Origin of the sequence: Holdemanella sp. MSK.7.32, from assembly GCF_024460475.1 — a bacterium.
GTDB lineage: Bacteria > Bacillota_I > Bacilli_A > Erysipelotrichales > Erysipelotrichaceae > Holdemanella.
In genome coordinates this window covers 1-14104 of record NZ_JANFYN010000027.1, presented here as the reverse complement: position 1 = coordinate 14104, position 14104 = coordinate 1, and the positions used below count along the sequence as shown (strand labels likewise).

At 34.2% G+C, this 14104-nt stretch carries 16 protein-coding genes; 13 read left to right on the top strand and 3 right to left on the bottom strand.

Annotated features, from left to right (window positions below):
- Positions 1-12 precede the first annotated feature (12 nt).
- The 5 genes from NE544_RS07515 (at position 13) to NE544_RS07495 (ending at position 3256) form a co-directional block, all read left to right on the top strand.
- Entirely contained in the window at positions 13-1029 is a 1017-nt protein-coding gene (locus NE544_RS07515; protein WP_256268907.1) for a nucleoid-associated protein, read from the top strand.
- Positions 1030-1109: 80 nt separating this feature from the next.
- Positions 1110-1355, top strand: coding sequence for a hypothetical protein (locus NE544_RS07510; protein ID WP_118116293.1), 246 nt, complete (start codon positions 1110-1112; stop codon positions 1353-1355).
- Complete coding sequence (locus NE544_RS07505; RefSeq protein ID WP_256268919.1) at positions 1352-1654, top strand: AzlD domain-containing protein; 303 nt, start codon at positions 1352-1354, stop codon at positions 1652-1654. The genes NE544_RS07510 and NE544_RS07505 overlap by 4 nt, the downstream gene beginning before the upstream one ends.
- Before the next feature lie 211 nt (positions 1655-1865).
- Positions 1866-2453: an HD domain-containing protein gene (locus tag NE544_RS07500; RefSeq protein WP_256268906.1), complete on the top strand. Its 588-nt coding sequence runs from the start codon at positions 1866-1868 to the stop codon at positions 2451-2453.
- Positions 2454-2527: 74 nt separating this feature from the next.
- Positions 2528-3256, top strand: coding sequence for a DUF4097 family beta strand repeat-containing protein (locus NE544_RS07495; protein WP_256268905.1), 729 nt, complete (start codon positions 2528-2530; stop codon positions 3254-3256).
- Positions 3257-3274: 18 nt separating this feature from the next.
- Here the strand turns inward: NE544_RS07495 and NE544_RS07490 are convergent, their stop codons facing one another.
- Genes NE544_RS07490 through NE544_RS07480 form a run of 3 tightly spaced genes read right to left on the bottom strand, consistent with a single transcriptional unit; the run spans position 3275 to position 6691 of the window.
- Complete coding sequence (locus tag NE544_RS07490) at positions 3275-4258, bottom strand: aspartate-semialdehyde dehydrogenase (protein ID WP_256268904.1); 984 nt, start codon at positions 4256-4258, stop codon at positions 3275-3277.
- Positions 4255-5574 (bottom strand): aspartate kinase, encoded by a 1320-nt coding sequence (locus tag NE544_RS07485; RefSeq protein ID WP_256268903.1) that lies wholly within the window; start codon positions 5572-5574, stop codon positions 4255-4257. The genes NE544_RS07490 and NE544_RS07485 overlap by 4 nt, the downstream gene beginning before the upstream one ends.
- A gap of 4 nt (positions 5575-5578) precedes the next feature.
- Entirely contained in the window at positions 5579-6691 is a 1113-nt protein-coding gene (locus NE544_RS07480) for a homoserine dehydrogenase (protein ID WP_256268902.1), read from the bottom strand.
- Between the two features lie 90 nt (positions 6692-6781).
- On the opposite strand from NE544_RS07480, the gene thrC reads away from it, so the two are divergent.
- The 8 genes from thrC (at position 6782) to pepT (ending at position 14003) form a co-directional block, all read left to right on the top strand.
- Positions 6782-8254 (top strand): threonine synthase, encoded by a 1473-nt coding sequence (gene thrC / locus NE544_RS07475; RefSeq protein WP_256268901.1) that lies wholly within the window; start codon positions 6782-6784, stop codon positions 8252-8254.
- Entirely contained in the window at positions 8247-9119 is an 873-nt protein-coding gene (thrB, locus tag NE544_RS07470; RefSeq protein WP_158570546.1) for a homoserine kinase, read from the top strand. Before thrC ends, thrB begins: the two co-directional genes overlap by 8 nt.
- Entirely contained in the window at positions 9112-9546 is a 435-nt protein-coding gene (locus NE544_RS07465) for an ACT domain-containing protein (RefSeq protein ID WP_003863833.1), read from the top strand. The genes thrB and NE544_RS07465 overlap by 8 nt, the downstream gene beginning before the upstream one ends.
- A complete protein-coding gene (locus NE544_RS07460; protein ID WP_256268900.1) occupies positions 9546-10235 on the top strand; it encodes a TIGR01906 family membrane protein in 690 nt (229 codons plus the stop codon). The genes NE544_RS07465 and NE544_RS07460 overlap by 1 nt, the downstream gene beginning before the upstream one ends.
- Positions 10232-10780: a nucleoside triphosphate pyrophosphatase gene (locus tag NE544_RS07455; protein ID WP_118116275.1), complete on the top strand. Its 549-nt coding sequence runs from the start codon at positions 10232-10234 to the stop codon at positions 10778-10780. The genes NE544_RS07460 and NE544_RS07455 overlap by 4 nt, the downstream gene beginning before the upstream one ends.
- Positions 10781-10830: 50 nt before the next feature.
- Positions 10831-11115, top strand: coding sequence for an HU family DNA-binding protein (locus tag NE544_RS07450; RefSeq protein ID WP_003863836.1), 285 nt, complete (start codon positions 10831-10833; stop codon positions 11113-11115).
- 79 nt (positions 11116-11194) lie between these two features.
- The gene (locus tag NE544_RS07445) at positions 11195-12793 is read left to right on the top strand and encodes a putative manganese-dependent inorganic diphosphatase (RefSeq protein ID WP_118115060.1); all 1599 of its coding nucleotides are present in this window, start codon (positions 11195-11197) and stop codon (positions 12791-12793) included.
- Between the two features lie 13 nt (positions 12794-12806).
- Positions 12807-14003, top strand: coding sequence for a peptidase T (pepT, locus tag NE544_RS07440; RefSeq protein ID WP_256268899.1), 1197 nt, complete (start codon positions 12807-12809; stop codon positions 14001-14003).
- Positions 14004-14104 lie beyond the last annotated feature (101 nt).

Below are 14104 nucleotides of genomic sequence, written 5' to 3'. Positions count from 1 at the left end.
AGTAAATTTTTTATGACAATTTTATATACATCCTTCCATATATTGGATTTAGACAATGATACAGTACAAAGAAAAGAGATGCCTGAAGAATTCCAAGGTTTTGTGAAAGAATATATTGAGTATGCGAACTCAAATGAGAAAAATAAAATGTATATTATTCATGATGAACAAACACAAGTGGTTTCGTGTATTCGTCAAATGGCATTGAATCAAGAAAAATGTGAAGTTCTTACAGATAGTATTGCAGATAAGCTTTTGATGAGTGAAAAACTTGCACAGGCAAAAATCTATCGCATGGGTTCGAATGTGAAAAAGGGAAGTCTAATTCAGGCTTTGGTACAAAATAGTAGTGATGAACTTTTATTTGTGGTTGCTAAAGTGGAACATTCAAAATGGTATGATGGAAGTGATTTATCAAAGAAGTATGGATTTTCAGGAGATAAGAAATCATTGTGGAAATCAGCTGTATTTTCAATGTATGAAATTAATTCGCATATTGTATTTAAAGATGTTAAGGCATATTCAGATACTATGGCAAAATATTGGACGGTTTCTTTTTTAGAATTGGATGAAGCTAGGGATGATGCCAAAAATACATATTCCGCATTTAAGGCCGTGGATAATGAATTGAAGAGTGCTGTAGAACCTGTTTCTAAAAAGGATTATGTAAAATTATCGAGTGAATTACAGAATGTGATGAATACACCACAGCAGTTAAACTACAATCAGTGTATTGATAATTTAATTGATTCGTATTCTTTTAGTGAAGAAGAAATTGAGAAAGATGTTATTAAAGATTGTTTACTAGCGCTTCCTGAACGTAAAAATTTTGATACAGAATTTAAAGTTGTTCCCGAAAGCTTGAATAATAAACGTACAAAAAAATTCCAGTTATCCCAAGGTATTGAATTAACGATTCGTTCGGATGCCATGGAATATCCAGATAAGATTGTATCGACTGTAGTGGATGGAAAGCGCGTCATTCAAATTGTTTGTGAGGATGATGATACGTATGATGCGTTTGCTTAAAATAAACTGAAAGAATTTTTGTTTGTATAAATACGAAAATAGTGGTTTAATTAGTACATTATTTAAAGGGGGTATTTCAAATGAAAAATAAGAATGCATTAACAATTCTATTATATGTTTTTGCCGTTTTATCATTAGCTTATACGTGTTATGCGGCAATCCAAGCCTATAATACGTTTACTTCATATTACAGTACAAACTTAAGTGTAGTGAATTTGGTTTTGTACATGATTACAACGTGTTATGAAAGCATCTGCTTTAGTGTGCTATTCTATGCGTTAGGCGTATTTAGTGAAATGTTTAAGAAGAAGGAAGAAGAGAAATAGTTTTATACTGTTTCTTCTTTTTTTGTTTACCAACATATATATCTAGAATGTTGCCAGCTTTGTTCATGGATAAGATTCAAGTATCTGGAAAGGTTAATATATTCTTGCAATTGATTCCTTATACGGCCATGGCATCCTTGATTTTTCCAGCTATATTATATGTAGATAAGAATATGTGGATTGGCATTATAGCAAGTGTTGTAGCGGTTATCGCAGCTTTAAAGAAGTTACCTGTAATTGGTGTTGTTTTGGCAAGTGTGATATCTTGTGTAATATTTTATATGTTTATGCTTTCATGAAAATGTAAAATATTTACAATCATATTGTAAACAGTTGCAAATGGTGATATAATTTCATTGGCTTCGAAAGGAAGTTTTAAGAAGGTTTGCGTCAATGGAAATCGTATTTTGCTCCTTCCTCAAGTTCACTAATGATTTCAAAGTTGACGTAATAGATTAGGCCTGAGTGAATCCGGGCCTTTTTGTATGTTAAAATGGTGTTGGTGATGGTATGGAACGAATTGAAAAACAGATGCAGTTTATTTTGGAAATTGATAAAGAAAAACAAATCAAAAGAAAGACACTTCAAAGCAATGGGAAAGACTTTGAGGATGATGCTCAACATGCTTGGCATATGGCTATTATGACAGTATTTTTGAGTGAATATGCCAATGAAAAAATTGATGTATTAAAAACAATTTCCATGTTGTTGATTCATGATCTTGTGGAAATTGATGCAGGGGATACCTATGCATATGATAGTCAGGGTTTGAAAACACAAAGTACAAGAGAGGCAATGGCTGCAAATCGCATTTTTAATTTATTGCCAGAAGATCAGGCAAAGAAAGTATTTGATTTGTGGAATGAATTTGAAGAAAGAAAAACACCCGAAGCTAAGTTTGCCAGAGTAATGGATAATTTTCAGCCTGTTATGTTGAATGCTGCGACGGATGGAAGAATGTGGGCTGAAAATGGTGTGCATCTTGAAAAGATATTAAAGCGAAATGAAAAAACACATGAGGGTAGTGAAGTGTTGTGGAAGTATATGTATGAGCATTTCATTTTGCCAAATGTTAAGAAGGGAAGAATTAAAGAGTAATTCTTCTTTTTTTGAGTATACTACTGTACAAAGCAAAGTAGTGGTGATAAACTAGTAGTGAAAGAGGTGATTTGATGAAAAAAGGATTTATCATATTAATTATTTTTATTCTTGTTTGCATTGCAGGAGGTAGCTTTCTTGCAATTCATTTGATTCGTAATGTAGAAGTAAATAAAACTTCGATTGTGAAAGAACCATTGAATCATGAGGGGATAGAGAATTTTACTTCTGTCAATTTAGATTTGACAAGTATGGATGTTAAAATTGAGAAATCCAGTGAGAATGCTATTTCTTATCGTTTGCAGGATGTGAAGAAACAAAAACTGGATTATTCTGTTGATGATGGTGTTTTAACTGTAAAAGAAACAATTTCAGATAAACATTTCATCGGTCACGATGATAATGAAGTGATTATTTATACGACAAATGATTCTTTAATTGTGAATGGCAATCTTGTTGCGGGGGATGTTGAAATTCAAAACGTGGCATTAAAGGATTCTAGAGTGACAAGTGTATCGGGTGATATTTCTATTGAGAATGGAATTTTAAATACTTGTACTTTTGTTACTACAAGTGGAGATGTTGAATTTGATGGGCAATTGGCAGGAGACAATGCATTAGAAACTACATCCGGTGATGTAAGTGCAGAAAATATAAATAATGTTTCAATCACTGCCTCTACAACATCTGGAGATATTGAAATTGGTGAAGAAGAATTTACAGGTTCTGTAACTCGTGTGTTAGGAACAAATAATGCGACCTTAACTTTAAATACGACAAGTGGAGATATTGAAATTAACTAAAAAAATAGGCAAGCGAAATTAATCGTTTGCCTTTAATAATTCTTCTAGAATTTGAACTGCATTTGTAGCAGCGCCTTTACGAATCTGGTCTCCACAGCAGAATAGAGATAATGTATGATTTGTTTCATCCGTGATGTCTTTACGAATTCTTCCAACATAAACTAAGTCTTGATTTGTCGTATCCTTTGGCATTGGATAGATTTGATTTTTTGGATCATCTTTTAATAGTACGCCTTCAGCTTTGGATACTAATTCTCTTGCCTCATTGACATCCACTTCATTTTCACATTCGATGGTGATACTTTCAGAGTGAGAACGCCAAATAGGGACACGTACACAAGTACAGTTAACTTTTAAAGCATCATCGTGCCACATTTTTCTTGCCTCATTTTGCATCTTCCATTCTTCTTTTGAGATGCCTAAATCATCAAAATCTCCAATTTGAGGAATAAGATTAAATGCGATTTGGTAAGGGAAGGCTTTTGATGGAATATTTTCATCTTCAATTTGATTCTTTAAATCTTCAATTCCTTGAACACCAGCACCTGATACAGCTTGAAATGTTGTCACAATCATGCGCTTGATGTGGTATTTTTTATGTAAAGCTTGCAAAGCTACAAGGGCAATAATCGTTGCACAGTTTGGATTGGCAATCAAGCCATGATGGTCTTTAATGTCTTCTTTATTCACTTCAGGAATGACTAAAGGAACATCTTTGTCTAAACGGAATGCACTTGAGTTATCAACAACGATACATCCTGCTTCTTTGGCCCATGGCATCCACATTTTTGTGATGTCATTTCCTGTTGCACCTAATACATAGTCAACACCTTGAAAGCTGTCTTTTGTTAATTCTTCAACAATGTGTCCATCAATATCTTTGCCTTTTGATCTGGCACTAGCTAATAATTTAAGGTCAGCCTGAATGTTTCTTTCTTTTAAGCATTCTAACATTTGTTGTCCTACAGCACCTGTAGCACCGGCAATTGCGATTGTTGTCATTCTTCATTTCCTCCTACGAAAGTATCATATATAACTTGGACTGTTTTTGTGAAGTCTTTTTTCTTAACTCCCACTGTAATATTGATTTCATCACTACCTTGGGCAATCATGACAATGTTGATGTTATTTTTACCTAAGGCACCAAATAACTTGCCACTTGTACCTGGTTTATCGGACATGTTTTTACCGACAGTAGAAATTAAAGCTAAATCCTCTTGGACAGTTAATTTATCTGGTTTTAGTTCATCTTTGAAGTGTGCCAAGATTTCATAAAGACTCTCTTCAATTTCTTTTTTCTCTACAACAATATTAAATGAGTCAATTCCACTAGGAATGTGTTCAATACTGATATGGTATTTTTCTAGGATGGATAGGGCTTTACGAATGAAACCAACTTCATTTGACATATGCTTTTTATAAACATAGATAGACATAAAATCCTTTTTACCTGCAATACCTGTAATTGGATATTCACTTTTTACTTTTGAATGTTCTTGGATGATTGTACCTGCGTCTTGAGGACGATTGGTATTTAAAATGTGGATTGGAATGTTAGCTTCTTTAACTGGGAAAATGGCTTCTTCATGAAGTACGCTTGCTCCCATATAGGAAAGTTCTCTTAATTCTGAATATGTGATATGAGTAATTCCTTTTGGGTTTTTAACAATTGTAGGATCAGCCATTAAGAATCCAGACACATCGGTCCAGTTTTCATATACGTCGGCATGAAGACATTTTGCTAAAATAGCCCCTGTAATATCGCCTCCGCCACGTGGGAAGACTTGGATGTGTCCATTTGCACTTGTGCCATAGAAGCCTGGGAAAACAAAGTGGTCGTATTGAGCATATTTAGCTTGAAGTTTTGTGCTGGTCGCATCCCAGTCAATGGATTTATCTAATTTAAAACGAATAATATCTTTGGCATCCACAAAGGCATAACCTAGATATTCAGCCATTAATTTAGCACAGAAGTATTCACCGCGACTGACGATAACAGCTTGGGACATTTGGTTAAGATTGGTGTAAAAGGCATCCAACTCCTTTTCAATGGGTTGTTTAAGGCCTAATTCATTTTTTATTTCGATGAAACGGTTTTTGATGAGTTTAAAGACACTCGATGCATCAACATGGTATTTTCTGTGGGCATCTAACAAGTAAAGCAGATCCGTGATTTTGTTGTCGGCCGCAAAACGTTTTCCAGGAGCCGATACAACAATGTATCGGCGTGTTGGATCTTGTTGGATGATGGCTTTGATTTTTTTGAACTGTTCAGCATTTGCGACACTAGAACCACCAAATTTAGTGATTTTTAACATATGACTACCTCCATAATGCGATAAAACTATTTTTATCTAATTCTTTAACTTTCTTAATGATTGACATATCCTGGTTTTCAATCCAGTAATAGTTTGCTTCTTTCTTTTGAATAGGATAGTAATTCTCTAGGGAAACATCACTGCGAATTAGCCACGTTTCTTTTAATAGAGACGTATCAAATTCTTTTGGTGTTGAATAAACAATTTTTCTTTCTTTATTTTCAAGTGTATCTAAAGCATTCTGTACCATGGCTTGCGCTGTAGGTAATTGGCCAGCGCCCTGACCATAATAGCCTAGTGTATCAAAGCTATGAGATAGGATTTTTTGTGCGTTGTAGTTGCTAGGAACATTGGCTAAAAAATCATTTTCATCCATGCAGCAAGGAGCGATAATGGAAATAATCTTATTGCCAATTTGTCTTGATATGGATAAATGACGTACGACTTTATTGTTCATTTTGATGAATTTAATGTCCAACATTTTGATTGTACGAATTCCTGCATAATAAGGAATGTCAACGATGGGTGTGTTGAAAGCTAAGCTGTTAGAAATCTTTGTCTTATAATATACGTCAACACCATCAATATCGTTAGATGGATCTTTTTCAGCATATCCTTTATCTTGAGCTTCTTTTAAAACATCTTCAAAATCCAAGTTGCTTTTTTGCATAGAATCTAAAATGTAGTTGCTTGTGCCATTAAAGATACCTTCATAGCCTTGTAGTGGTTCAAGTCTTTTTAGTTTTAATAAGGCATCGATAAATGGAATACCACCTGCAACACAAGCTTCTACCTGAATGCTTCCTCCATATTCTTCTTCAAGCTCTAAATAGGTATCGAGATAGGTTGCGACAACAGCTTTGTTTGAGCTGATGACATGTTTTCCTTTTTTCAAAGCTTTTTGAATCAATGTGTTGGCAGGTTCTAATCCGTTTAAACATTCAAAAACGATATCAATATCATCTTGAACTACCATATCTTCATTGTTAGAAAAATAAGGTAGGTTTTCTTTTTCTTTACGTACATAAACGTATTTTATATTGATATCATCCAATGTTTTTGCAAGGATTTCAATTCCTTTTCCGACAACTCCATAACCTAAGATAACTGCGTTCATATAGTTCCTCCTGTATCTTTTTAGAAAACACTTGTTTTTAAAGTGTGAACATTGTATCATATGGAATATAGATTTTCAAGGAGGATTCTCATGAACGATTATATTTCTACAAGAGACGCACACCAAAGCGTTTCCAGCAAGCAAGCCATACTAAATGGAATGAGTCCAGATGGAGGTTTATACGTACTTCCAACTTTAGATCAGATACATTTAGATTTATCTTTAATATGTTCAAAGTCTTATAAAGAAAATGCCGTTTATATACTTTCACATCTTCTTACAGATTATACGAAGGAAGAATTGGTGGCATGTGTTGAAAATGCATATGCGAATTCTTTCTCTAAAAAAGAGATTACACCTGTAAAAAAAGTTGATGATGTCTATGTTTTAGAACTTTTCCATGGTCCTACATGTGCCTTTAAAGATGTTGCGTTAACTCTTTTACCACAATTAATGTCCTGTGCCTTAAAAACTACGAACCAAAAAGCATTGATTTTAACTGCCACAAGTGGAGATACAGGTAAAGCCGCTTTATCTGGGTTTTGTGATGTAGAAAATATTGGTATTAATGTTTTCTATCCATATAAAAAGGTTAGTGCCATTCAATATCGTCAGATGGTTACGCAAAAAGGAAATAATGTGAATGTATTTGGAATTCAAGGCAATTTTGATGATGCGCAAAGCCAAGTAAAACGTCTATTCTTAGATGAAGAATTGAATGCATATTGTGCGAAACAAAATATTCTTTTGACAAGTGCCAATTCCATTAACGTGGGTCGTCTGGTTCCTCAAATCGTTTACTATTTTGATAGCTACAAACAATTAGTGCATCAAGGTGCTATCAAATTAGGGGATAAAGTTTCATTTAGTGTTCCAACTGGAAACTTTGGAGATGTTTTAGCTGGATATTATGCGTATTTAATGGGGTTGCCAGTAGAAAAGTTCTATGTTGCCAGCAATGCGAATCGTGTATTAACAGATTTTTTAACGACAGGTATCTATGATCGAAATCGTGATTTTATCCAGACTATTTCACCAAGTATGGATATTTTGATTAGTTCAAACTTGGAAAGATTATTGTATTATGCATCAAATAAGGATACACAAAAAGTATCGAAATGGATGCAGGAATTAAATGAAAAGGGTCGTTATCAGATTGATGATGAAACTTTTAAAACCATTCAAAACTTATTTGCGTGTGGCAGTGTAGATGATGAAAGTACAAGCTTAGAAATTAAATCAGTATATGATAAGACAAACTATGTTTTAGATCCGCATTCGGCCATTGCGTACAAAGTCGCAAAAGAATGTAAAGATCGTCCTATTGTTTCTTTGGCTACAGCTTCACCTTATAAATTCAGTCAAGATGTTTTGAAAGCATTAGGATATACAGAAGATAATGAATGGATGGCTATGCAAGATTTATCAAAATATTGTCAAGATACAATTCCTACTCAATTAAAGAAGCTTCAAGACTTAGATGTTTTACATGATCGTGTTATAGATGTAGCATCTATGAAAGATGTGGTATGTGAAAGTACAAAAGAGGTATTCCATGATTAGTGTGTGTGTCCCAGCAACAAGCGCAAATTGTTGCGTGGGATTTGATTGTCTTGGTATGGCTGTAGACTGGTGGGCTCACTTTACTTTTGAAGAAAGTGATACGTTGATTGTAGAAGGTTGTCCGGATGAATTTAAGGGTAGTAACAATTTAGTCGTGCAAGCCTTTTATACAACTTGTGACTATTTACATTTGGACTATCCGACTTTTAAACTAACGATAGATACAGATGTGCCTTTTGCCCGTGGCTTGGGTTCAAGTTCAACGTGTGTTGTTGCGGGAATCTTAGCTTGTGACGCATGGTTTAAAAAGGGTATGGACAAGATGGAAATCTTAAAGATTGCCACAAGTATAGAGGGACATCCTGATAATGTAGCACCAGCTATTTTTGGTCAAGCTACAGCTTGTTTTATGGAAAGAGAAGATGTGAAAATGAGTCTTGTTCCATGTGCAAACTATCATTGTTTGGCCATTGTACCTCGTTATGAAGTAAAAACTTCTCAGGCAAGAAAGGTTTTGCCGACTGGTATGGCATTTAAAGATTGTGTTTCACAAGTATCGCATGCACTCGTCTTTATTCAAGCTTTGCAACAGGGGGATGAGTCTTTACTTGCAAGTTCTTGCAGGGATTTGTTGCATGAACCATATCGTAGGCAATTTATTAAGGAATATGATAGGATAAAGAAGTATTGTGATTCAAAACAACTTCCAATGTGGATTTCAGGAAGTGGTTCAACTATGATGGTTGTTTCGTTAGAAAAATCTCATTTGGTTGAATTATCCAAGATTTTAGAATCTTGTTTTAGTGAATTGGATTATAGATTTTTAACTATAGCCAAAGAGGGGGCGTTTATAAAATATGAGTAAATATTATGTTGTGAGCGGCGATATTTTACCAGATGTTTTAGAACAAGTTATGCAGGCACGTATTTTATTACAGTCGGGCAAGGCAAAAAGAATTAGTGAAGCTGTTAAAATGGTTGGTATTTCGCGTGGCACATATTATAAATATAAGGATGCCGTTTTTTCATTTAATGCAGAACAATCGAATCGTAAGGCAATTATTTCGATGATTTTAAGAAATGAAAAGGGCACACTTTCTAAAGTTTTATCGTTAGTATCTGTAAAACAAGTTAACGTTTTAGCTATTAACCAAACGATTCCTATTAATGGAATTGCCAATGTAGCACTTACTTTAGATATTAGTGATTTAGAAATCAGTATTCAGTCTTTAGTCAGTTTGATTGAGGCTATGCCGATGGTAGAAAAGGCTGATTTGGTAGCTGTAGAATAATGAGACGTGTTTTAAGTTTTATATTTGGCTGGTGCTTTATCATTGTTTGTGTTGTGTTTAGTATCAAAAGTACGGCATTAAATCCAGATTTTTATATTCCTAAATATGAAGAGATGGATTTGGCTAGTGATATTGGTGTTTCTAAGAAAGATTTGAATCAAAGTATTCGTTTATTGTTGGAATATTTAGATGATAAACGGGCGGATATAAAGGGACATATCACATGGTATGGTGTATCTCAAGAAACTTTTAATGAAAAAGAAACGAGTCATATGGTGGATGTAAAGGCGTTGTATCAGAATGCTTTAAGGGTTAGTAAAACAGCGCTTATTATTCTAGTGTTGATTGTTTTATATTTTTACTGGAATGAAAAAGAATGGATGTTTGCGTATTTGAGTAAAGGTTTTTTAACGGCCATGTTTACATTCATATTAATGCTTGTATTCTTTGGGTTTTGGATCTTTACAGATTTTACGAGTTTCTGGACATGGTTTCATACAATTTTCTTTACGAATCAATTGTGGCTGTTAGACCCCAATACGGATTTCATGATTTGTATGCTTCCAGAAACAATTTTTTATAAGCTGGTACTTGCTTGTGTAATTAAAGTGATTTGTTTTGTTGTTCTGGCAAGTGGATTGGCTATTTATTATATGGTGAAAAAGGCACCAATAGGTTTTGAAAGATGATTGTACTTGCGTCTAAATCTCCACGAAGAAAAGAGATATTAAAAGATTTGGGCTACGATTTTATTGTTTGTCCAGCCAAAAAGGATGAAGTGTTTGATTTAAGTTTAGGGTTGGATGAGGCTTTAAAAAAGGTGGCTGAATCTAAGGCAAAAGAAGTAAGAGAATTCTATTCAGATTCGATTATTATATCGGCAGATACGATTGTATGTTTGGATCAAAAAATATTGGGTAAGCCAAAATCAAAAGAGGATGCGATAAAGACGTTGAACGCATTATCAAATCGTAGGCATCAAGTAAAAACGGGTGTTTGTGTAATCTATAAAAATCAAACTTTTCTACATGTCGAAACGACGGATGTTTATTTTAAAAAACTTACAGAACAAGATATTATTTCGTATGTAAATAGTGGGAAATGTATGGATAAAGCAGGCTCTTATGGTATACAGGAATGTGATTTTGTGGATCATATTGAAGGCGATTATACCAATGTGGTAGGTTTACCAAAATATGTGGTGGAATCAATAATGAAAGACGTTGCACTCTAGTTATAGAAATGATAAAATAGCGTGGTAATAATTAGAGGAGGAACATATAAATGTCTAATGTTATTAATAAAAAAGATTTAGCTGAAAAGTTGGCTGAAGAATTCGGTTGTTCAAAAAAAGACGCAACAGCTTATGTTCAATTCGTATTCGATACAGTAGCGGATACATTAAAAGATAATGGTACTGTAGATGTATTCGGATTTGGTAAATTCTCAATTAGCGAAAGAGCAGCTCGTACTGGTATCAATCCAGCTACTAAAGAAAAAATTGAAATTGCTGCAAGCAAATCTGTAAAATTTAAAGCTAGCAAAGCTTTGAAAGACGCTGTTAAGTAAGAAGATTCGATAATGAATCTTCTTTTTTTTCATGTTATAATATTGTATACAAAATTAAGATAATTGAGAGGAGAATTCGATGAGTTTACCAATTTATGTAATTGGACACAAAAACCCTGATACAGATTCAATTTGTGCTGCTTTAGCTCTTGCAGAATTAAAAAGACAGACAGGAATCAATGCGGTAGCTGCTCGTTTGGGGACTTTGAATCCAGAAACTAAATTTATATTAGATAAATTACATGTAAATATGCCAGTTTTATTAACGACTGCACGTTCAACGTTGGAAGAAATTGAAATTGATGATGCGGTAACAATTGAAGAAGGGCAAACGATTCGTCGTGCATGGGATTTATGCTTAGAAAATCATGTAAAGACTTTGTATGTTGTTGATGATAAAAATGAATATAAGGGCATGGTTACTTTGGGTGATGTTTCTAAGATTCAGATGCAGGATTTAAATATTACGAGTGAATTATTAAAAGAAACACCATTAGAAAATTTAGTTGCCAGTGTAAAGGGTTCTTTTATTTTAAAGGGAAATCTTGAAAGAAGTGGATTTGTTCGTATTGCGGACAAACGCTTGATGGATAGAGATCTAAAAGGTGCCATCATGGTTTTAAATGATCATGAAGATAGTATGATCAAGAGTATGGCAAAAGGTTGTGCTGTTATTGTCGTAGCAGAAAACTTTGTTCCAAATAGCTATATTATTGAAATGGCAAAACAAATGGGAGTTACTTTAATTAGTACGCCTTATAATATTATGAAAATCATTCAAATGATTTATCGTTCGATTCCGGTTGAATTGATTATGACTCCGGCTAATAAAGTGATTCGCTTTAATAAAAGTGAATATGTAGAGGATGTGGAACGTGAAATGTTGAAGACGCGTCACTCATCTTATCCTGTTGTATTCCAGAAAAAAATATTGGGGTCTGTTGCTCGATATAACTTATTGAAGGCTGAAAAGAAACAGTTTATTCTTGTGGATCATAATGAAAAGAAACAGAGTATCAGCGATATTGAAACGGCGAATATTGTAGAGATTGTGGATCACCATCGTATTGGTGATATTGAAACAGATCGTCCAATTGTATTTAGAAATATGATAGTAGGTAGTTCTTGTACGATTGTTGGATTGATGTATGCAGAATATGGTGTTAAAATGCCTGAGATCATCGCAAAATTGATTGCGTATGGCATGATTAGTGATACAATGAATTTTAATTCACCAACATGTACGACAATTGATCGTAATTTGGCGAAACGTTTATCAAGTGAATATGGTATTGATTTTGATGCGATGGCTAAAGAATTATTCGAAAATACGGCTACGATTCGTGGAAAAGAATTCAAGAATATTCTTTACAATGATGTTAAGGAATATATGTTGAGTGGATATCACATTGCGGTAAGTCAGGTTTTTACGTTTGATTTGAGTATTGTGGATGAAATTAAAGAGGATTTCTTGAAGTACATGGATGAACAAAACAAGATACATGAATATGATTTGATGTTGATGGTTATCACTAATGTCGAAGGTCGTGGCTCACGTTTCTTATATGTAGGTAAGTTATCGCATTTTGTTCGTGATGTTGTAGAAGAATTCAAGGATCAAGGATTTGTTTCTCGTAAAAAACAAATTGTGCCTCGTTTAGCACAAGAACTGGCATAAAGGGGGATTTAATATGGCAGTAGAAAAAAGATTAATGCATTATGCATCATTTGACACGCAGTCAAGTGAAGAAAGTACAAGTGCACCTAGCACTGAAAAACAATTGGTTTTAGCTCGTGAATTAAAGGCTGAATGTGAAAAATTAGGCTTTGATTCTGTTGAATTAACCGATACAGGTATTGTGTATGCATACTTAAATGCGAATACAGATAAAAAGATGGATCGTATTGGGTTTATTGCACATATGGATACGGCAAGTGAAATTACGGGGGCGAATGTAAAGTGTCGTGTAATTTCAAAATATGATGGAAATACAATTCAATTAAATGAAGAGTATTCCATGTCTAAAGAAGAATTTCCAGCTTTGGCAAACTGCATTGGAGATGATTTGATTGTTACAGATGGAACGACATTACTTGGTGCAGATGATAAAGCAGGAATTGCGATTATTTTAGAGGCTATGGAACAGTTGATTCAATCTGAAAAGGAACATGGATTTATTGCGGTTGCCTTTACTCCAGATGAAGAAGTAGGTCGTGGTGTCGAAAACTTTGAGTTAGATAAGTTTGCCGTGGATTATGCGTTCACAATTGATGGTGATCGTATTGATTCTGTTGATTATGAGACATTTAATGCAGCACAAGCTGTTGTCACATTTGATGGTACAAGCATTCATCCTGGAGATGCCAAGGATCGTATGGTCAATGCGAGTTTATTAGCAATGGAATATGCTTCGAGTCTTCCAAAAAAACAAACACCTTCACATACACAGGGTCGTCAAGGATTCTATCATTTAGTGGGGATGGAAGGAATTTGTGAAGATGCAAAATTAACTTACATTCTTCGTAATCACAGTAAACAAAGTTTTATTGCACAAAAACAGAAGATGGAAACAATTGCGGATAAGATGAATGAAAAATACGGAAACCGTGTTCATGTATCGATTCGTGATCAATATGAAAACATGCGTCAATATATGCATGGGGATATGCGTAGTGTGAATAAGGCAAAATATGCATTGCGTCAATGTGATGTAACACCAGTTAGTACACCAATTCGTGGTGGAACGGATGGTGCAATGTTGACGGCAAGAGGATTAATTTGTCCAAACTTAGGTACGGGTTCATTTAATCATCATGGTCGTTTTGAATTCGCAAGTATTCAAAAGATGGAAAAGATGGTTGAAATCGTATTAAAAATCGTTGAGTAGGAGGTTGTCATGGATTACGCTAAGGAAGCTTTAAGGTTACATGCTAAGTGGAATGGTAAATTAGAAACCGTTCCAAAAATGAAGATTGAAAATAGAGATGA